Source organism: Ramlibacter monticola (assembly GCF_016722785.1).
Lineage (GTDB): Bacteria > Pseudomonadota > Gammaproteobacteria > Burkholderiales > Burkholderiaceae_C > Ramlibacter > Ramlibacter monticola.
The window spans coordinates 310,934-331,365 of record NZ_JAEQNE010000001.1 but is presented as its reverse complement, the minus strand read 5'-3'; the positions used below and the strand labels follow the sequence as shown (position 1 = coordinate 331,365).

General features: G+C 70.9%; 16 protein-coding genes. All 16 read right to left on the bottom strand.

The window, feature by feature from the left end; all coding sequences use genetic code 11:
* Positions 1-19: 19 nt before the first annotated feature.
* On the bottom strand, positions 20-1,834 hold the full coding sequence (locus JJ685_RS01485; protein WP_201673655.1) for a branched-chain amino acid ABC transporter ATP-binding protein/permease: 1,815 nt from the start codon (positions 1,832-1,834) through the stop codon (positions 20-22).
* Positions 1,835-1,839: 5 nt separating this feature from the next.
* Positions 1,840-2,886, bottom strand: coding sequence for a branched-chain amino acid ABC transporter permease (locus tag JJ685_RS01480; RefSeq protein WP_201672402.1), 1,047 nt, complete (start codon positions 2,884-2,886; stop codon positions 1,840-1,842).
* Positions 2,887-2,908: 22 nt separating this feature from the next.
* The gene (locus JJ685_RS01475; protein ID WP_201672401.1) at positions 2,909-4,048 is read right to left on the bottom strand and encodes an ABC transporter substrate-binding protein; all 1,140 of its coding nucleotides are present in this window, start codon (positions 4,046-4,048) and stop codon (positions 2,909-2,911) included.
* 38 nt (positions 4,049-4,086) lie between these two features.
* Positions 4,087-5,274, bottom strand: a complete 1,188-nt coding sequence (locus JJ685_RS01470) for a CaiB/BaiF CoA transferase family protein (RefSeq protein ID WP_201672400.1) — start codon at positions 5,272-5,274, stop codon at positions 4,087-4,089.
* Positions 5,271-7,652 carry a xanthine dehydrogenase family protein molybdopterin-binding subunit gene (locus tag JJ685_RS01465; protein WP_201672399.1) on the bottom strand — a complete coding sequence of 794 codons (2,382 nt, stop codon included), beginning with the start codon at positions 7,650-7,652 and terminating at the stop codon, positions 5,271-5,273. The genes JJ685_RS01470 and JJ685_RS01465 overlap by 4 nt, the downstream gene beginning before the upstream one ends.
* Complete coding sequence (locus tag JJ685_RS01460) at positions 7,649-8,137, bottom strand: (2Fe-2S)-binding protein (RefSeq protein WP_201672398.1); 489 nt, start codon at positions 8,135-8,137, stop codon at positions 7,649-7,651. Before JJ685_RS01460 ends, JJ685_RS01465 begins: the two co-directional genes overlap by 4 nt.
* Positions 8,121-9,002, bottom strand: coding sequence for an FAD binding domain-containing protein (locus JJ685_RS01455; RefSeq protein ID WP_201672397.1), 882 nt, complete (start codon positions 9,000-9,002; stop codon positions 8,121-8,123). Before JJ685_RS01455 ends, JJ685_RS01460 begins: the two co-directional genes overlap by 17 nt.
* Positions 8,999-10,636, bottom strand: a complete 1,638-nt coding sequence (locus JJ685_RS01450) for an acyl-CoA mutase large subunit family protein (protein WP_201672396.1) — start codon at positions 10,634-10,636, stop codon at positions 8,999-9,001. The genes JJ685_RS01455 and JJ685_RS01450 overlap by 4 nt, the downstream gene beginning before the upstream one ends.
* On the bottom strand, positions 10,633-11,031 hold the full coding sequence (locus JJ685_RS01445) for a cobalamin B12-binding domain-containing protein (protein ID WP_201672395.1): 399 nt from the start codon (positions 11,029-11,031) through the stop codon (positions 10,633-10,635). Before JJ685_RS01445 ends, JJ685_RS01450 begins: the two co-directional genes overlap by 4 nt.
* Positions 11,028-12,161, bottom strand: a complete 1,134-nt coding sequence (gene iaaF, locus JJ685_RS01440; RefSeq protein WP_201672394.1) for a benzylmalonyl-CoA dehydrogenase — start codon at positions 12,159-12,161, stop codon at positions 11,028-11,030. The genes JJ685_RS01445 and iaaF overlap by 4 nt, the downstream gene beginning before the upstream one ends.
* Positions 12,158-13,849, bottom strand: coding sequence for a hydantoinase B/oxoprolinase family protein (locus JJ685_RS01435; protein ID WP_201672393.1), 1,692 nt, complete (start codon positions 13,847-13,849; stop codon positions 12,158-12,160). The genes iaaF and JJ685_RS01435 overlap by 4 nt, the downstream gene beginning before the upstream one ends.
* Positions 13,846-16,035 carry a hydantoinase/oxoprolinase family protein gene (locus tag JJ685_RS01430; protein ID WP_201672392.1) on the bottom strand — a complete coding sequence of 730 codons (2,190 nt, stop codon included), beginning with the start codon at positions 16,033-16,035 and terminating at the stop codon, positions 13,846-13,848. The genes JJ685_RS01435 and JJ685_RS01430 overlap by 4 nt, the downstream gene beginning before the upstream one ends.
* Positions 16,032-17,594: a class I adenylate-forming enzyme family protein gene (locus JJ685_RS01425; protein WP_201672391.1), complete on the bottom strand. Its 1,563-nt coding sequence runs from the start codon at positions 17,592-17,594 to the stop codon at positions 16,032-16,034. The genes JJ685_RS01430 and JJ685_RS01425 overlap by 4 nt, the downstream gene beginning before the upstream one ends.
* Before the next feature lie 11 nt (positions 17,595-17,605).
* Positions 17,606-18,811, bottom strand: a complete 1,206-nt coding sequence (locus JJ685_RS01420; RefSeq protein ID WP_201672390.1) for a thiolase family protein — start codon at positions 18,809-18,811, stop codon at positions 17,606-17,608.
* 8 nt (positions 18,812-18,819) lie between these two features.
* Complete coding sequence (locus JJ685_RS01415; RefSeq protein WP_201672389.1) at positions 18,820-19,467, bottom strand: GntR family transcriptional regulator; 648 nt, start codon at positions 19,465-19,467, stop codon at positions 18,820-18,822.
* A 309-nt stretch (positions 19,468-19,776) separates the two neighbouring features.
* Complete coding sequence (locus tag JJ685_RS01410) at positions 19,777-20,352, bottom strand: DUF2239 family protein (protein WP_201672388.1); 576 nt, start codon at positions 20,350-20,352, stop codon at positions 19,777-19,779.
* Positions 20,353-20,432: the final 80 nt, after the last annotated feature.

Genomic DNA, 20,432 nt, shown 5'->3' with positions numbered 1-20,432 from the left:
TGCAGCAGCGGTTCGGCCGTCATTCGGCGCCTCCGAGGTACGCCTCGATCACGGCCGGATGGCGCTGGATCTCGGCGGGCAGGCCCTCGGCGATCTTCTCGCCGAAGTCCATCACCACGAGCCGGTCCACCAGCCCCATCACGAACTCCATGTCGTGTTCGACCAGCAGGATGCTCATGCCCTCGGCGCGCAGCCGCCGCAGCAGCTGCGAGAGCACCTGCTTCTCCGCGTAGCGCAGCCCCGCGGCCGGCTCGTCGAGCAGCAGCAGCAGCGGGTCGGCCGCCAGCGCGCGCGCGATCTCCACCGCGCGCTGGCGTCCCAGGGGCAGGCTGCCCGCCGGGGCGTGCAGCACGTCGGCCAGGCCCGCTCGCTCGACCTGGCGCGCCGCTTCCGCCAGCAGGCGGGCTTCTTCGGTGCGGTCGCGGCGCAGCATCGCCGCCCCCGCGCCCCGCGTGCCGCGCAGGTGCGCCCCCAGCGCCACGTTGTCGAGGACGGACATCCGCGAGACCAGGTTCACGTGCTGGAAGCTGCGGGCGAGCCCGCGGCGCGCGATCTCGCGCGAAGGCCGGCCCGCGATGGGCTCGCCCAGCAGGTGGACCTCGCCCTGGCTGGCGGGCAGGGTCCCGCTCACGAGGTTGAACAGCGTGCTCTTGCCGGCGCCGTTGGGCCCGATGAGCCCGAGGATCTCGCCAGCGCGCAGCGAGAACGAAATCTCCTTGACGGCCACCAGCCCGCCGAAGCGCTTGCCCAGGCCGGCCACCTCCAGCAGGGGCGTGCCGGCCGCGGGTTGCTGGCGCTGCGGCAGCCGCTGCGCCCCGCCCCCGGGGGCCGGTCGCGCCGGGCGCGCCGCGCGCCAGGAGGCCGGCCACCAGCGAGCCAGCGCGGGCATCAGGCCCTCGCGGGTGCGGCGCAGCAGCAGCACCATCAGCACGCCGAAGACGATGGCCTCGTAGTTGCCCGCATGCTGGAAGACCTGGGGCAGGACGTCCTTCAGCCACTCCTTGGCGACGGTGACGATGGAGGCGCCCACCAGCGCGCCCCAGACGCTGCCGGCGCCGCCGACGACCGCCATGAAGAGGTAGTCGATGCCCGCGTTGACGCCGAACGCATGCGGACTGACGAAGCGCAGGAAGTGCGCGTGCAGCCAGCCGGCCAGCGCCGCCAGCAGGGCGGCGTGGAGGAACACCAACTGCTTGAGGGCCGCGGTGTCCACGCCGCAGCTCTCGGCCATCGCCGCGCGGAAGCGGAGGGCGCGGATGGCGCGGCCCGGGCGCGAATCGAGCAGGTTGCGCGCCGCCGCGAGCGAAGCCAGCGTGCACGCCCAGATCAGGAGGTAGGACTTGCGCCCCGTGTCGAACGCCCAGCCCGCGACCGACACCGGCGGCACGTTGTCGATGCCGCTGTACTGCCCCAGCTGGGGCAGGTTGCCGAACAGGTTGTAGATCGCGATGCCCCAGGCGATCGTGGCGATCGAGAGGTAGTGCCCCGACAGCCGCAGCGTGATCCAGCCGATCAGCGCCGCCAGGACGGCGACCAGCCCCAGGCTCGCCGCCAGGCCCAGCCACGGCGAGCCGCCGTGCAGCACGGTGAGCGCCGCGGTCGTGTAGGCGGCGATGCCCACAAACGCCTGCTGGCCGAAGGAGACGATGCCGGCCACGCCGGTCATCACGACGAGGCCGAGCGCCACCAGCGTGGCGAGCCCGATGTAGTTCAGGAGGGTGACCTGGAATTCCGGCAGCAGCCAGGGCGGCAGCGCCAGCACCAGCAGGGCGCCCAGCCACCAGCGCGCGGCGTGCGTGACCGACGCCGCCGGCTCCTGCACCTGGTCCAGCATCGCGCTCATTCTTCTTCGTCCTCCACGACCGGGTGGCGCGAGCCGAGGGAGCGCCACAGCAGGACGGGGATCAGGAAGCCGAAGACGATGCTTTCCTTCAGGGGGCTCGCCCAGAAGGAGGCGTAGGCTTCCAGCAGGCCGACCCCCAGGGCGCCCAGCGCGGCCAGCGGATAACTCAGCATCCCGCCCAGGATGGCGCCGACGAAGCCCTTCAGGCCGATCATCAGGCCGGTGTCGTAGTAGACCGTCGCGATCGGCGAGATCAGGATGCCCGAGAGCGCACCGATCGCCGCCGCCAGCCAGAAGGCGAGCCGGCCGGCCGCGGCGGTGGGGATGCCGACCAGGCGGGCCCCGATGCGGTTCATCGCCGTGGCCCGCAGGGCCTTGCCGGTGAGCGAACGCTCGAAGAAGGCCCACAGGGCCGCCATGCACGCGACGGATGCGGCGAGGATCCACAGGCTCTGCGCGCTGACCTGCAGCACGCCGAGGGGGAACTTCAGGTCCGAGATCGGGCTGGTGCGCAGCCCTTCGCTGCCGAAGACGGCCAGCGCCAGGCCCGACAGGGCGTAGTGGGCGGCCATCGACACGATGAACAGCACCAGCACGGACGCGTCGGCCAGCGGCCGGTAGGCCAGCCGGTACAGCATCGGCCCCAGCGGCACCACCAGCAGCAGCGTCAGCGCCATCTGCCACACCGTATCCAGCTTGCGCGGCACGGCCCAGGCGGTGAGCAGGGCGATCGCCACCGGCAGCCCCACGTTCAGGGCGACGATGCGCAGCAGGCGCCGCGGCGCGCGTTCGCGCCAGGCCGCCCAGCCGTCGACGAGGGCGACGAGCGCGCCGCCCCCCAGCAGCACGTACACCGTGCCGGGCAGCTGGCCGAGCTGCAGCATGCCCAGCGTCAAGCCGGCATAGGAGATGAAGTCGCCCTGCGGCACGAAGATGATCCGGGTGACGGCGAACACCAGCAGGAGCGCGAGCGCGAGCAGCGCGTAGATCGCGCCCGTGGTGATGCCGTCCTGGGCCAGCCAGAGGGCGACGTCGGCGTTCATGGCGGAAGGCGGAGGCCCGGCTTCACTTCATCAGGCGCCACTCGCCCTTCACGACCTGCACCAGCACGCGCGCGCGCTCGTCCAGGCCGTTGTGGTTGGCCGGCGTCAGGTTGTAGACGCCGTGCGTACCGACCACGTTCTTCACGTTCTCCAGCGCATCGCGCAGGGCGGCGCGGAACTCCGGCGTGCCGGGCTTCGCCTTCTTCAGCGCCACGGCCGCGGCGGCATCGAGCAGCAGCACGCCGTCGTACGTGTAGCCGGCGAATGCGTTGCGCGTGCCCGGCCCGAAGGCCGCCTCGTAGCGCTTGACGAAATCGAGCGAGACCGCCTTGGTGGGGAAGTCGGCCGGCAGTTCCTCGGCCACGATCAGGGCGCCGGTCGGCGCGATCGCGCCTTCGGCTGCCGTCTTGCCGGTCTGGATGAAGGGCAGGTTCACGGTGCCGTGGTTGTGATAGATCGGGCCCTTGAAGCCGCGTTCGACCAGCGCGATCTGCGGCGTGGCGCCGGGCGAGCCCGAACCGCCGACGATCACGGCCTCGGGCGCCGCCGCGATGATCTTCAGCACCTGGCCGGCCACGCTGGTGTCGGCGCGGGCGTAGCGCTCGTTGGTCACGAGCTTGAAGCCGCTGCCGGGCGCCAGGGTCGATGCCGCGTTGTAGACCAGGTCGCCCCAGGTGTCGGAGAAGCCGATGTAGCCCGCGGTCTTGATGCCCTTCGCCTTCATGTGCTGGGCCACCGCGCTCATCATCAGCTCGGTGGTCTGCGGCACGATGACGGTCCAGTGCAGCCGGTCGGGCGCGAGCGGCGGCAGGGGCGTCAGCGACACCAGCGGCGTCTTCGATTCCGCCGCGACCTGGGCCATCGCCGCCGCCGAGGGCACTCCGTTGGAGCCCATCATGGCGTCGACCTTGTCCTCGGAGACGAATTTGCGGGCGTTCTTCGCCGCGGCGTCCGGCTTGGATTCGTCGTCCAGGATGATATAGCGCACCGGCTCGCCGCCCAGCGTTTTGGGCACCAACTGGAAGGCGTTCTTGTAGGGGATGCCGAGCGAGGCGCCCGGGCCCGTGGTGCCCAGCGAAACCCCGACGGTGATTTCGGCGTTCGCCGCGCCGGCGGCGAGTGCGCAGCTGGCGGCAAGCAGCGCGAAGCGGATCGATCCCATGGTGTCTCCTCTCGGTAGTGGTAGCGCGAAACGGGGCTTCAGGCCACGACGCCATCTCCGTACAGCGACCGGATCTCCCCCTCGGAAAGTCCGGCCTCGGCCAGCACGGGCGTCGTGTGCTGGCCATACCTGGGCGGGAAACCCAGGGTCGTCGACGCGTCCGGCAGGTCCACCGCCATCGGCTGCATGTGCAGCGTGCGGCCGTCGGGCATCCGCGTCAGCGTGAGCTTGTCCCGCAGCGCCGGCAGATCGCGGGCTTGCCGGATGTCGTGGATCCGGGTGGCCGGGATGGTCGCGCCCCGCAGGTCGGCGAGGATCTCGTCGGCGTCGTGCCGCGAGGTGACGGCGGCGATGTCGCGATGGATCGCCGCCCGCTCGGCATGCCGCCCCTCGTTGGTCGCGCGCACCTCGTTGGCGACGCAGGCGAACTTGGGTACCGCGGTGAAGCGGCGCCACTGCACGTCGCTGCCGATCGCCAGGAAGACGTAGCCGTCGCGGGTCGGATAGACGTTGGTCGGGATGAACTTGCGGTGTTCGTTGCCGGCGCGGGTGATCTCGTCGGGGCGGCAGTCGAAGTCGAGCAGCGGCAGCACCGTGATCAGCCAGGAGGCCGCCGCCTGCAGCATCGACACGGCGATCGTCTTGCCCTGGCCGGTTTCGCTGCGCTCCAGCAGGGCCAGCAGCACGTTGGCGTAGAGCTCGTCGCCCGCCTTGAGGTCGATGACCGGGATGCCGGTGAGCATGGGCGGGCCGTCGCGCTCGCCGGTGACCTCCATGTAGCCGGCCATGGCCTGCAGCACGGGGTCGTAGCCGGGGGCTTCCGGGAAGGCGGGGCCCATCGCCGAAATGCCGGCCCAGATCAGGTCCGGCCGGGCCTCGCGCAATTGCGCCGGTGCGATGCCCAGGCTCTCGTAGCGCGAGGGAACCGTGTTGCAGCAGAAGACGTCGACGCCGAGTTCGCGGATCAGCCGGGGCAGCAGCGCCCGGCCGCGCGGGTCCTTCAGGTTGAGCGCGATGGCTTCCTTGCCGACGTTGGGCGCGATGAAGTAGCTGCGCCGGTCGTCATCGGCGACGCGGGCGCCGATGTAGCGGTTCGGATCGCCGCGCAGTCCCTCGCCGCCCACGGCCTCGATGCGGATGACGCGCCAGCCGAGCTGGGCGAAGCGCAGGGTCGCATAGGGCAGCGACAGCGCCTGCTCCAGTGCGAGGACCGTGCGGCGCTTCACGCGGGAACCCTCGGTGCCGGCGGCGTGGGCGGCAGCGCGCCGTGCAGCGCGCGGTACACGCGCTCCGGCGTGAAGGGAAGGCTCGTGATGCGCACGCCGGTGGCGTTCTCGATCGCGGCGGCGATGGCGGCGGCCATGCAGATGGCCGGCGCTTCGCCCACGCCCTTGGCGCCCTTCGGCCCTTCGCCGTCCATCGACTCGATGAAGGCGATGTCCATTTCCGGGATCTCCGGGGCGGTGACGAGCTTGTAGTCGCGGTAGTTCGGGTTGCGGATCTTCCCTTCGTCGACGATGAGGTTCTCGGTCAGGGCGTAGCCCTGGCCCATCACGATGCCGCCCTCGACCTGGCCCTCGATGCCCAGGCGATTGAGCACGCGGCCGACGTCGTGCGCCGCCGTCACCTTGAGCAGGCGCACGTTGCCGGTGTCGGTATCGACCTCCACCTCCACCACTTGCGTGCCCCAGGCGTAGGCCGCGGAGACGTCGCCCTTGAACTCCTTGTCCTGGTGGACGCTGGGCGGCTCGTAGTAGAAGCTCGTCATCACAAGCTCGGCGCGGTCGCTGAAATGCAGGCTGCGCAGGAAGCGCGGGAGGTCGCTGAGCGTCTGCCCGGTGGCCTTGCGCACGATGCGGCCTCCCGTGAGGTCCAGGTCGTCGGCCTGGCATTCGAAGCGCGCGGCCGCCCCGGCCAGGATCTTGGCCTTCGCCTTGCGCGCCGCGCCGAGCGCGGAGTTGCCGGCGATGAAGGTGGTGCGGCTCGCGTGCACGCCCACGTCCCAGGGCGTGATGTCGGTGTCGTTGTTGACGACGGTGACGGCCGAAATCGGCAGGCCGAGCTCCTCGCACACGAGCTGGGCGAGCACGGTCTCCGAGCCCTGGCCGATCTCCGAGGCCCCCGTCATCAGCGTGACGTGGCCGAAGTCGTCGAGCTTGAGGATGGTGCCGCAGCCGTCGGAGGGGTAGATCTTGGCGCCGCCGCCGACGTGCAGCATCGAGGCCATGCCCACCCCGCGCTTGACCGGTCCGCCGGCATCGCGCTGCGCCGCGTACTCGCGGTGCTTGCGCTGGAAGTCGCTGCGCCCGGCGGCGGTGTCCAGGCACTCCTGGAAGCCGCAGCTGCGGAACACCATGCCCTGGCCGCTGACTTCGCCCGCGACCTGCGCGTTCCGGCGCCGGAATTCGAGCGGGTCCATGCCGATGGCCTGCGCCATCCTGTCCATGTGCGCCTCGACGGCGAAGGTGGCCTGCAGGTTGCCGTAGCCGCGGAAGGACCCGGCGTACGGGTTGTTCGTGTACACGGCCACGGTGTGGTAGTCGCAGTGCGGCACGCGGTACAGCGACGAGAAGGTCTGCATCATCACGAAGGGCGTCGTCGCGCCCCAGGACGTGTAGGCGCCGTTGTCGTGCAGCGTGTGCACCTGGCGGAAGGTGAGGCGCCCGTCGCGGGTGCAGCCCGAGCGCAGTGTGAGCCGCACCGGCTGGCGCGTGGGCGAGGCGATGAACTCCTCTTCGCGGCTGTAGACCAGCTTCACCGGCCGGCCGGTGGCGCGCGCGAGGAAGACGCAGATCACCTCGAACGGGTAGATGTCGAGCTTGGAGCCGAAGCCGCCGCCGATGGGCGGCTGGATGATGCGGATGCGCCCCGGGTCCATCCCGAGGATCTCGGCGAACTCGCGCTTGTGCAGGAAAGGCACTTGCGTGTTCGAGTACAGCAGCAGGTTCGCGCGCGCGTCGAACTCCGCGATCACGCCGGACACGCCCATGCAGCAGTGCGTGACGTAGTGCAGGGAGAAGCTGTCCTCGACGACGACGTCCGATTCCGCCTCGCCCTGCGCCACGTCGCCGTGGGTGTAATCGAAGCGCATGGCGATGTTGTCGGCGCGCCCGGCGATGCCGGTCGGGGCGCCGGCCGGCGCGCCTTCCACCGGCGGATGGACCAGAGGCGCGCCGGGATCGAGGGCCGCCTCGGCGTCGGCCAGCACCGGCAGGTCTTCGTACTCGACCTCGATCAGGGCCAGCGCCTGCTGCGCGATCGCCTCGGTTTCGGCCGCGACCGCGGCCACCTCGTCGCGCACGCTGCGCACGCGGTCGCGCTTGAGCGGCAGGTGGTCCTTGGCCACGCCGATCGGGCGCTGCCCGGGCACGTCGGCCGCGGTGATGACGGCATGCACGCCGGGCAGGGCCCGTGCGCGCGACACGTCGATGCGCACGATGCGGGCGTGCACGCGGCCGGCGCGCAGGATCGCCGCGTGGAGCTGGCCGGGCAGGGAGATGTCGTGGATGTAGCGCGTCCGGCCGCTCGCCTTCTCGGGCGCATCCATCTTGGCGATGCGCTGGCCGATCAGGCTGGCGGGCTTCGCGGCGACCGTGTCCGTCATGCGGCTTCCCCCTTCGCCAGCGTGCGGCCGGCGTCGACGATCGCGTCGACGATCTTCTGGTACCCGGTGCAGCGGCAGAGGTTGCCCTCGATCGCGCGCCGGGCCGCCTCGGCATCGGGCTGCGGATTCGTCGCGAGCAGGCTCGCCGCCTGCATCACCATGCCCGGCGTGCAGAAGCCGCACTGCACGGCGCCCTGCGCGACGAAGGCGTCCTGCAGCACACGTGCGCGCGCATCCTGCGCGAGCCCTTCGATGGTGGTCAGCTCTCGGCCTTCGCAGTCCAGGGCGAACAGCAGGCAGGCGTTCACCGCCCGCCCGTCGACCAGGATCGTGCAGGCGCCGCATTCGCCCTCGCCGCAGCCGTACTTGGTGCCGGACAGGCCGATCACCTCGCGCAGCATCTGCAGCGCGCTCATGCCGGCGGCTACGCCGGCGCGCTGCTGCACGCCGTTGAGCGTGAAGCGGATCTCAGTGGTCAGCGACATCGGTGAGCATCCTTCGTGTGATGTTGCGCAGCAGCTCGCGGCGGTACCAGGCGCTCGCGCGCACGTCGTCGATGGGCGTGGCCTCGTTGCAGGCCACCTGGGCGGCCTCGGCCGCCAGCGGGCCGGCCAGGACCTGCCCCTCGAGCAGGGCCTCGGCCCGGCGGGCCCGCAACGGGGTCGGCCCGACGGCGCCCAGCGCGAGGCGCACCCCCTGCAGCGCCCCCCGCGCGTCGCGCCGGGCTGCGAAGGCGATGGCGACGGGCGAGATGTCCAGCGCCGGGCGGGTGCCGGCCTTGTAGAAGCGGGTCACGCGAGGCGTGGGCGCCAGGGGCATCCGCAAGGCGACCAGCAGCTCGCCGGGCTCGCGGCGCGTGCGGCCCGGGCCGGCGAAGAAGGCGTCCAGCGGCACGCGCCGCCGGGCGACGGCGCCGGTCGGACCGAGCCGCGCGAGTTCCGCTTCGGCGTCGAGGGCGAGCAGGGCCGGCAGCGTGTCGCCGGCGGGCGACGCATTGCAGACGTTGCCGCCGAGCGTGGCCGCATTGCGCACCTGCGCGCTGGCGAAATGGTCCGCCACCTCCGCAAGCAGGGGCGCGTGGAGGCGCACGAGGGGATCGCGTTCGAGGTCGGCGATCCGGGTCAAGGTGCCGAGCACGAGCGTGTCCCCGCCCTCGACGACGATGCCTTCGAGCTCCGCGATGCGGCGGATGTTCAAGAGCGTGCGCGCCGCCGGCACGCGGCCCGCCCGGCCCTGCGGCATCAGGTCGGTGCCGCCGGCCAGCACGGTCGCGCCCTCCGGCGCGGCGAGCACCGCGAGGGCCTGCTGCAGCGTCGTCGGCGCCAGGTAGCGCTCCACCGATTCCATCATGCCGTCACCTCCTCCTGCTGCCGCACGTCGAAGCGCACCGGCTCGCGGTAGCGGCCGAACACGGCCACCATGCGCTGCGTCATCTCGCCGACCGTCGCATAGGCCTCGACCGCCTCGACGAGGGCGGGCATCAGGTTGACGCCCGATTTCGCATCGGACTCGATGCGGGCCAGCGCGCGCGCGACGGCCGCGCCGTCCCGCTGCGCCCGCACGGCGGCCAGCGACGCCACCTGCGCCTTCGCGTCCTCCGCCTCGTACGGGTGCATCTCGACCGGCCGGCTCTCCTCCTCGTCGCTCCGGTAGCGGTTGACGCCGACCTTGGGGAAGGCTCCCGACTCGATGGCCCGCTGCATGCGGTAGGCCTGAGCGGACACCCGCGACTGGATCACGCCCTCGCTCACGAGCTTGACGATGCCGCCGGCGGAGTCGGTCTCGGCGACGATGCGCTCCATCTCGGCGCGCATCCGGTTGGTCAGCGTCTCGACGTAGAACGATCCGCCGAGCGGGTCGACCGTGTCGGCGAGGCCCATCTCCTCCACCAGCAGCTGCATCGTGCGCAGCGAGATGCGCTGCGCGTACTCGCTCGGGATGGTGTAGGCCTCGTCGTAGCAGCACAGCGCCATGGTCTGGGCGCCCGAGAGGGCCGCGATGAGCGCGTAGTAGGCGCCGCGCACGATGTTGTTCTCCGGCTGCTCCAGCGTCAGCCCGCCGCCGCCGCCGCCCGCGATCATGCGCAGCCACATCGAACCCGGCTGCGTGGCGCCGTACTCTTCCTTCATGATCTTCGCCCACAGCCCGCGGCCGGCGCGGAACTTCGCGACCTGCTCGAACAGGTTGCCGAAGATGTTGAAGTTGTACGAAAGGCGGCCGGCGAATTCGTCCACCGGCACGCCGCGCCGGATGACCTCGTCGGCATAGGCCCGCGCGATGCAGAACGCCAATGCCATCTCCTGCGTCGGCGTGGCCCCCGATTCGCGGATGTGGTAGCCGCAGACCGAGACCGGGCTGTACTTGGGTGCATGCTCGGCGCAGTACTCGATGGTGTCGCCCACGAGCCGGATCGACGGCGCGACGGGGTAGATCCAGGTCCCGCGCCCGATGAACTCCTTCAGGATGTCGTTCTGCGCCGTGCCGCGCAGCTTCTTCAGGTCGAAGCCGCGCTTGCGGGCCATCGCCAGGTACATGGCGATCAGGATGGCGGCGGCGCCGTTGATGGTGAGCGACACCGTGATGCGGTCGAGGTCGATGCCGTCGAAGGCGATCTCGAAGTCGCGCAGGGTGTCCACCGCCATGCCCACGCGCCCGACCTCGCCCTCGGCCTGCGGGTCGTCCGAGTCGAGCCCGCACTGGGTCGGCAGGTCGAAGGCCACGTTGAGCCCGGTCTGCCCGTTGGCGATGAGGAACTTGAAGCGGGCGTTGGTGTCGGCGGCGTTCGCGAAGCCGGTGTACTGCCGCATCGTGAACGGCTGCTTGCGGTACATCAGGGGATGGATGCCGCGCGTGAACGGGTACTCGCCTGGCTGGCCCAGCATCTCCAGGCCGCCGCTTCGGGCCACGTCCGCCGCCGTGTACAGCGGCTGGATGTCCAGGCCGGATTCGTTGCGCACCGGACGGGGTGCTTCGGGGGCGCTCATTGCAGCCTCGCCTTGATGAAGCCGCAGATGGCGTCCAGCCGGGAGCCGGTGGGGAAGACGCCGGCGAAGCCGAGTGCGCGCAGCGCGCCGTGGTCCCGCGCCGGCAGGTTGCCGCCGATAATCCAGAGCCGGTCCTGCAGGCCTGCCTGCTCCAGCAGCGGCTGCAGGCGCGTGCAGAAGGGCAGGTGCGAGCCGGCCATGCTGGAGAGCGCGATCACGTCGGCGTCGTGCGCCACCGCGGCGGCCACCACCTGCTCGGGGCTCTGGCGCAGGCCCGTGTAGTGCACGTCGAAGCCCGCGTCCATCATCGCCCACACGACGACCTTCGCTCCCTGGTCATGGCCGTCCAGCCCCGGCTTGGCCAGGACGACCTTGATCTGTCCGTCCGCTTTCACGATGACATCTCCTTTGCGATGATCAGCTTGAGGATTTCGCTCGTGCCGCCCCCGATCAGCGTGAAGCGCACGTCGCGCAGGTGGCGCTGCACCGGGTAGTCCATGGCGTAGCCGTAGCTCGCGAGCACCCGGGCCGCCTGGTCGCAGACGCGGGCCGCGACCTCGGTCGCGTGCAGCTTGGCCATCGCGGCCTCCTTGTGGTGCGGGCGGCCCGCGCCATGCAGCCAGGCGGCGTAGCGCACCAGGTGGGTGGCGGATTCCAGCTCGGTCGCCATCTCGGCCAGCTTGAACTGGATCGCCTGGAAGCGGTTGATCGGCTTGCCGAACTGCTTGCGCTCGCCGGCGTAGTGCGTGCTCTCGGCCAGCGCCGCGCGGGCCGCCCCGAGCGCCATGGCGCCGGTGATGATGCGGATCTCGGCGAGCGTCTTGCGCAGGTGCGACTCCCCGTCGCCTTCCTCCCTCGACAGCCGGTGAGAGTCGGGCACGAAGCAGTCGCTGAAGGCCACCTCCGAGGTCGGCAGGCCCCACACGCCCATCTTGTGGATCTCGCGGCCGACCGTGAGGCCGGCGAAGTGCCGCTCGACGAGGAAGATCGTGAGCTTGTCCGCTTCGCCCGCGCGGGCGAAGACGGTGAAGAAGTCGGCGACCGGCGCGGACGTGATCCAGGTCTTCTGCCCGTTCAGGACGTAGCCGCCCGGAACCTTCCTGGCCCGGGTGGCGATGCCTTCCAGGTCGGAGCCGGCGTTGGGCTCCGTCATGCAGATCGCGCCGATCTTCCCGCCCTTGAGCGCCGGCTTGAACAGCCGTTCCACGATATCGGCGTTGCCCAGCATGTGCAGGAACTTGGTCCCCATCAGCGACTGCATCGCGGCCGCGCCCGCCAGCGACATCGAGCCGCGCGCGATCTCCTCCAGCGCGAGCGCGAATTCGGTCAGCCCCAGCCCCGAGCCGCCGACCGCCTCGGGATAGCGCAGGCCGAAGAAGCCCATCTCCGCCAGTTGCCCGAACAGCTGGCGCGGAAAGGCGCGCGCTTCGTCGATGGCGGCCGCCTGCGGTGCGATCGCCTCGTCGCTGAAGCGGGCGAAGGCTTCGCGGATCGCGCGCTGGTCGTCGGTGAGGTCGAAGTTCATGCGGCGTCCAGTTCCGACTCGCTCATGCCGTAGTCGCGCAGGGCGGCCGCGCGGCTGATCACGCCATTGCGCACTTCCTCCGCCAGCACGCGCCGGTCGCGCCGCGTGGGATCGCCCCAGCCGCCGCCTCCACCGGCGACCTGGTGATAGACGGTCCCGCGCGGCACTCCCGTGATCAGGTCCTTGTTGCGCGGCACGACCTCGCGCCCGTCGGGGTAGCGCAGCCGGATGAAGTTGAGCCCGGCGCCGTGCCCGCCGGCGAGGCCGAAGGCGCCCTCGAAGTCGCCGTCGCCGAAGGTGACGAGCTGCGTGTCGTCGGAACCGATCTCGAAGATCGTCTCCACGCCGAGGCCGCCGCGCCACTGGCCGGCACCGGCGGAGTCGGGCAGCAGCTCGTGGCGGACCAGGCGGTGCGGCGTCTGCCGCTCGAACATCTCGTAGTCCTGGTCGAGCACGCCGCCCGAGGCGTCGATCATGCCGATGTGGTCGTAGCCGTCGCAGCCCTGCATGGCGCCGGAGCCGCCCTTCAGGCCCATGAAGCCGATGTCGACGTACTTCTCGCCGGTGCCCGGGTCGATGCCGGTGGTGAGCGAGGCCAGCAGGTTGTTCCAGCCGGCGGTCACGCGGTCCGGCAGCACCGGGCTGAGGGCCCGCTGGATCGCGTCGGCATTGGGCGGGCACAGGTGGTTGCCGAAGGTGGTCGCCTTGGGATAGGCCGCGTTGAGGATCGTCCCCTCGGGGATCACGATCTCGATCGGCTCGACCATTCCCTCGTTGTGCGGGATGTCGGGATTGACCATCTGCAGCAGCGTCAGGATGGTGGCCGACGCGCTGGAGGTGAAGGTGCCGTTGACGAAGCCGTTGGTCTGCGCGTCGGTGCGCGAGTAGTCGAAGCGGATGCGCTTGTCCTGCACCTCGATGTCGACGCGGATCGTGAAGGTGCTGCCCTCGTGGCGGCCGTCGTAGAAGACGCGGCCCTCGCCGCCGTAACGGCCGTTGGGGATCTTGGCGATCTCCGCTTCCATCATGCGGCGCGTGGCGTCGAACAGCGCCTGCTTGTGGGCGCGGTAGCTCGCCGGGCCGTACTTCTTCAGCAGGTCGCGCAGGCGGCGCTCGCCCACGGTGCAGGCGCCCATCTCGGCCTTCATGTCGTGCTGCACGATGTCCAGCCGCACGTTGGCGAAGATCAGGTTCCAGACGTCCTGGCGCAGCTTGCCGCGGTCCACGACCTTGACGGCCGGGATCCGCAGCGCCTCCTGCCAGACCTCCACGGCGTTCGGGTTGTAGCCGCCGGCCACCGCCCCGCCGATGTCGGCCTGATGGCCCTTGACCGCCGTCCAGCCGACCAGCTCGCCCTCGAAGAACACCGGCTTGAACACGGCGACGTCGTTGTTCTGGTTGCCGAGCGTGAAGACGTCGTTGTGGAAGAACACGTCGCCTTCGTGGATGTCGCCGTCGAAGGTCTTGCGGATGTGCTTGCACACCGGCGCCAGGGAGAACGCGAGGATCGGCAGGTTCTCGGTCTGCTCCAGCATGCGCCCCTCGTCGTCGTAGAGGCCCGTCACGTAGTCCTTGGCTTCGCACAGGATGGGAGAGCGCGTGGTCTGCTCCATCGAGATGCTCATCTCGTCGGTGATGGACTTGAAGGTGCGCGCGTACACCGACAGCAGGATGGGATCGATGTTCACGCCGCCACCTCCTCATCCCGCAGGCATGCCGCCACCAGGTCCTCGCGTCCCTTGGCGTAGAGCACGAAGGAACCGAGCGCGTCCACCACGCAGTCGTAGCCGTCGCTGACCACGATGGCCGTGGTCCGCTGCTCGATCAGCGCGGGACCCGCGACCCGATGGCCGCAGCGCAGGCGGTGCCCGTCGTGGACCGGCACCTCGCCGAACGCGTTGCGCTCGGGAAGGTAGATGGCGCGGCGGCCCTTCAGCGCCGACTCCACCGCCGTGCCGGCCCTCTTGTCGCTGCGGTAGGCGGGGCGGTCGGTGGCGCCGATGGCCTGCAGGCGGACGTTGATGATCTCCACCGGCGATCCCTCGGCTTCGAGCGAGTAGCCGTAGAGGCGCAAATGCTCGGCGTGGAAGGCGCGCGCGATCGCCGCGGCATCGTGGCTCCTCATGGCCGCCGCCGCCACCGGCACGGACACCTCGTGGTATTGCTTGATGTAGCGACAGTCCAGCCGCAGCTCGAAGCGGCGCCGCGCGGCGGGAATGCGCTCGTCGGCCAGCGCCTGCGCGCCCTCCGCGGCCATCGCCGCCGCCAGCGTCTCCAGCCGCGGCCAGTCCAGGTTTTCCAGGCGCGCCACGAAAGTGCGCACGTAGTCGTGCCGCAACTCGCACATGAGCATGCCGAAGGCGCACAGCACGGAGGCTTCGCGCGGCACGATCTGCAACGGGATCTCCAGCTCGCTGCAGATCAGGCAGCCGTGGATCGGGCCGGCGCCGCCGCCCGGGATGAGCGGGAACTCGCGCGGATCGAAGCCGCGCTTGATGGTGACCTCGCGCACGCCCTGCGCCATGTTGTTGCAGGCGACGCGGTACATGCCGGCCGCGGCCTGTTCGATGCTCAGCCCCATCGGCATCGCGATGTGTTCCTCGATCGCGCGCCGCGCCGCCGCCACGTCCAGCCGCATCTGCCCGCCGGCGAAGAACTCGGGGTCGAGATAGCCAAGGACCACGTTGGCGTCGGTGGTCGTGGGCAGCCTGCCCCCGCGTCCGTAGCAGGCCGGGCCGGGATCGGCGCCCGCGCTCTGGGGCCCCATGCGCAGCAGGCCGCCTTCGTCGAGCCAGCCGATGGAGCCGCCGCCGGCGCCGATCGTGTGGATGTCCAGCATGGGCAGGGCAATCCGGTGGCGCGCGATGTCGCCGTCGTTCTTGACCATCGGCGCGCCGACGGCGACCGAGGCTTCGAAGCTGGTGCCGCCCATGTCGGTGGTGATGCAGCGGTCCTGCCCGAGCGCGGCGGCGTAGAACAGGCCGGCGCCGGGCCCCCCGGCGGGGCCGGACAACAAGGTGAGGGCGGCCTTCTCGCGCGCGGCCTGCGGGGAAATGACGCCGCCGTTGGACTGCATGATCAGCAGCAGGCCCCCGAAGCCGGCGTCGCCGAGCCGCTGCACCAGTTGCTCCAGGTAGTGTTCCAGCCGGGGCCCGACGTAGGCGTTGAGCGCCGTCGTGCTGACCCGCTCGTAGAACCGGATGGAGGGCAGCACCTCGGTGGAGACCGAGAGATAGGCGTGCGGCAGTTCGCGCCGGACGATGGCGGCCGCGGCCTGCTCGTGGGCCGGATTCGCGTACGCGTTCATGAAGCACACCGCGACGGCCTGCACGCCTTCGGCGCGCCAGCCGGCCAGCGCCTGCTCCACGGCAGCGGTGTCGAGCGGGCCGAGCTCACGGCCATCGCGGTCCAGGCGGCCGGCGATTCCGGCCCGGCGCGAGCGCGGCACCAGCGGCTTCACGTTGGTGTAGCGGTTGTTGTACTGCTCTTCGCGGATGCCGCGGCGCATCTCCAGCGTGTCGCGCATGCCCTCGGTAGTGAGCAGCGCGCACTTCGCGCCCGTCGACGTCAGCGTCGCATTGGTCGTCACCGTGGTGCCGTGCACGATCGTGGCGATGGAGCGCGCGAACTCGGCCAGCGACTGCGGCGGCTGCAGCGAGGCCGCGATCTGCGCCAGGCCCTCGATGACCGCCAGCGAGGGGTCGTCCGGTGTCGACAGCGTCTTGTGGATGCGCGGTGGCTCGCCGTCGCGCGCAACCACGAAGTCGGTGAACGTCCCCCCCACGTCGATGCCGATTTTAGTTCCGGCATAACGCCCGCCAAGGCGGGCATTGGCCTCCTCTGAATCTTCGCTCTGCTCCGGTTTCAGCGTCATGCGGTTCGCTCCTCGTGGCCGGAGGTTTCGGCCGTCAGTTGCTGCACCAGTGCGCGGACTTCTTCCTTGCGCACCTTGCCGAGCGCGGTGCGGGGCAGGGCGCCGACGAAAAACACGTCCTTGGGATGCTTGAAGCGCGCCAGCCGCCCTTCGAACAGGGCCAGGACCCGCTCGCGCCGGAGGCTGGCGCCGGGCGCGGGCACCGCGACGGCGACGACGACTTCGCCCCAGCGCGGATCCGGTCGCCCGACCACGGCGGCCTCGGCGATGTCGGGGCAATCGAGCAGCACCGCCTCGACTTCCGCCGGGCCGATGTTCTCGCCGCCGCTGATGATCATGTCCTTCAGCCGGCCGGCGATCGTGAGGAAGCCTTCCTCGTCCAGGTGGCCGAGGTCGCCGGAATGGAACCAGCCGCCGGCGAGCGCCCGGGCGCTCGCCGCGGGGTCGCCCCAGTAGCCGCTCATGACGTTGGCGCCGCGCACGCAGACTTCGCCCGGCACGCCCACCGGCGTCTCCTCGCCCCCGACGTCTTCGATCCTCAACTGGCAATGGCGGGCGGCCCGGCCGGTGGTGCCGGCCTTGCGCACCGCCTCGTCCGCCTGGAGGCAGGCCGCGATCGGCCCCGTCTCGGTCGCGCCCCAGACCTGCACCAGCGGCACGCCGCGCTCGTGCACCGCGCGGATGATGCGCATCGGCACCGAAGTGGAACCGGTCGCGATCATCCTCAGGCTGGAGAGATCGGCGCGGGCCCAGCGGGGATGCGCCAGCAGCGCGTCGAGTTGCGCCGGGACCAGCACGGTGAGCGTGATGCGTTCGCGCTCGATGGCATCGAAGGTCGCGTCGGGGTCGAACTTCGGGTGCAGCCACACGGTGCAGCCGGCGTGCAGCGCGGGCAGGGTCTGGATGTTGAGTCCGCCCACGTGGAACAGCGGCAGGGTGGTCAGCACGCGGTCGTCGGCCGTCATCGCGTGCATGGCCAGGCTGTTGGCGGCGTTGCAGGCCAGCGCCTGCTGGCTCAGGAGCGCGCCCTTGGGGCGTCCCGTGGAGCCGGACGTGTAGCAAAGCAGCAGCGGGGTCTCCGGCGCATGCCCGTTCGCCGCGGCGCCGCCGGTTTCTCCACCGGTCCCGGTGCCCATGAAGGCGTCCCAGCCGATCCAGCCTTCGGGCACCGCGGCGCCGCGCGCGACGAAGGGCGTGGCGGCGGGAACCGGCCGCTGGGCCGCGCTGGCCTGCACGTAGAGGCCGTCGACGATCAGGAGCGCCGGGGTGCAGTCCTGCAGCATCGCGCGATGCTCCGGCGGGGCCAGGCGCCAGTTGAGCGGCATGAAGATCGCGCCGATGCGCGCGCAGGCGAACAGGGTGGCCAGCATGTCCGGGCTGTTCAACCCGAGCCAGGCGACGCGGGCGCCGCGTCCGACCCCGCGGGCCGCGAGGGCGCGGGCTATGCCGCGGACCCTGTGCGCGAAGGCGGCGTAGGGGACGCATCTGCCTTCGAAATGCAATGCCGCCTTCGCCGGCGTGCGGCTCGCGCACTGCTCGATCCATTGCGACAGGTCCATGGCTGCGCGCCTCAGGCGTCCATGACTTCCAGCACCAGCGCCATGGCGGTGTCGCCCGCGGCGCATCCCGTGAAGAGTCCGAGGCCGCCGCCACGCAGGGCGAGTTCCTCGATCAGCTCGATCACCGAGCGGGTGCCCATCGGGGCCTGCGGGTGGCCCCAGACCAGCGAACAACCGTGGTTGTTCATCCTGCGCCAGTCCACGCCCGTCGCGCGGGCGAACAGGAGGTCGTTGACCGCGAAGGGGTTGTGGGTCTTGAGGGCGGCCATCTGTTCGATGCGCTGCCCGGCCTGGGCCAGGGCGCGCTGCGCCGCCGGCACCATGGCCTCCGGCATGTGCGCCAGTTCGGCCCGCGCCTGCCCGAAGCCGCGCACGCGCACGCGGATCTTCGGATCGGTCGCGAGTTCGCGCGCCCGCTCCCGGGTCGTGACGACGAGCGCCGCGTTGCCGTCGGCGGGATGGGTCTGTCCGCCGTAGGTGACGGTGCCGCCGGCCAGCACGGGCTTCAGGGCGGCGAGGCCCTCGGCGCTGGAGCGCGACACGCCTTCGTCGCCCTCCAGGGTGCCGGTCACCTTCTTGAAGCCTGGCGCCGGCACCGGGAAGGGCAGCGTCATGAAGCGCTTGAGGAAGGCCGCACCGTCGGCCAGCGATTCCGCGTATTGCGCCTCGCGCCGCAGCACCACCTCGTGCTGTTCCGCGGTGGCGATGCCGTGGCGCCTGGCGACGTTTTCGGCGGTGGCCAGCATCGAATGGCCGCCCAGGGGATCGCAGCCGAAGTTGTCCATCACCCAGTCCTCGGCGGCCCCGGTCCCCCCCGGGCCGCGCGGATTCGGGTAGTAGAGGTGGGGACCGTTCGAGGTGCGGTCGCAGGTGAGCACCAGCGCCGTCCGCGCCAGCCCCACCTCGATCTCCTGCACGGCCGCGAGCAGGGTGCGCACGCCGGTGGCGCAGGCCTGCATCAGCGTCGGTCCGCCGACGCGGTCGGCCCCGATCAGGCCGGTGAGCCAGGGCAGGCCGTAGAACGAATGCTTCTGCGGCACCGAGAAACCGAGCACCGCGTAGTCGAAGGCTTGCGGATCGATCTTGCGCCGGGCGAGTTCCTGGCGCGCGACGTGCGCCGCGAACTCCAGGCTGTGGAGGCCGGCGAAGCTGCCCTGCCAACGGGCGAAGGGCGTGCTCCAGTAAGCACCGTAGGGAATTTCGGCGTGGTAGTCCATGGGGGCTCCTAACGAAGTCCGGAAGCGGTGATGAAGGCTTTCTTGGCCTGCCGCAGGTTCTCGTGCATGGCCTCGGCGGCGGCATCGCCGTCGCCGCGGGCGAGCGCCGCGCCGATCTGCTGCAGGCCTTTCAGCACGATGTCGCGGACCCGGGCCTCGCCCAGCGTCAGGACACGGATGTGCTGCATGTGGTCGGCGTACTGGCCGATCGCGCGCACCAGGCGCGAGTTCGGCACCAGCGCCAGCCAGGCGACGCGGAAGCGCGCGGCCGCCTCGCGGAACGCGCTGGAGTCATCGGCCCGGTGGGCGGCGACGGCGTCCGCCAGGGCCGCGTCGATGGGGGCGCGCACGGTCGCCTTGGCGGTCGCTGCGGCAATGCGGCGCAGTGCGGGAGGCTCCAGCAGCGCCCGGATCTCGTAGATCTCGTCGAGGTCGGCCAGGGTGAGCTCGGGCACGACGAAGCTGCGCCCCTGCGCGCTGAGGAGGCCTTCGCTGGCCAGGCGCGTCATGGCTTCCCGCACCGGGGTGCGCGAGACGCCGAGCAGTTCGGCGAGCTGCACTTCCTGCAGCGGCTGGCCGGGCGCGACGGCGCCGCTGCGCAAATGCGTCTGCAGGGATGTGTAGACCTGCTCGCCGAGGGCGACCGGTCGCTTCACGGGTTGGAGGGTCGGTGGCAAGGGCAGTACCTCGAATCAGCAGCGCGGAAGGTGCTGTTGTTTGCGTACTGGACTCTGTATACATGGGGTACCCCGGGTCAACCGGGTGCTCCATGAGTCGCGACCATTGCTTGATTCAGCGCAAACTCCAGGACGGCTCGGCGTCCTGGACCGCGCGACGCCGCGCGCTGCCGCGCTGGCTGCATGTCATCGGGTTGGGGCGCGGGTTCCATTCACTCCGCGCGAGGAAGTCCCACCCACCAAAGCAAAACGCCACCTCCGGGTGGCGTTTTCGTTTCCTGCAGCGGCCTAGGCTTGCGGGTCGTCGGGATCCGCGAGCCGGATCAAGTGCTTCCGGACATCCTCGGGCCACTCCCTCATGTGTTCGCGAAACGCGTCCAGGTCGACGGCGAACAGCGAGCGTGTCGCTTCCTCGAAGCCCGGCCGATTGCCGGCCAGCGCCACCATCACCTTGTAGGTGCGCTCTTGCGCGCGCCGCATCCGGTCGCGCGTCGAGCCGGCCCGCCGCGCCTCCTGCACCAGCTTGCGCAGGGCAACGGATGCCCCACCAGGCTGTGAAGCGAGCCAGTCCCACTGGTCGGGCAACAAGGTGACTTCACGGGCGACCACCCCCAGGCGGGGACGGCCGCGCCCGCGTTCGGCCGGCGGCTCCAGGGTCGGTGCGCGGTACCTCTCGCGGATCTGCGCCTCGCTCCCGCGCAGGTCCAGGTCCATCTGGTTGCCAGTCGAATCGCTGAAGACGAGCAGCGGCTCGAGGGGGTCGCCTTGGAGGGCAGCAGCGACCGCAACATCCTCGAGGGTGCCCGAAGCAAGGCGCCGGGAGCCGACGAAAAGCGTGCAGGCATGACGCGGATCGTATTCCATGGGCGGAATAATACCCGGGTAAAAATCGGAGGTCAATATCACCCGGGTAAAAAAGCTGTCGCCGGAGCGCGGCGCAGCGC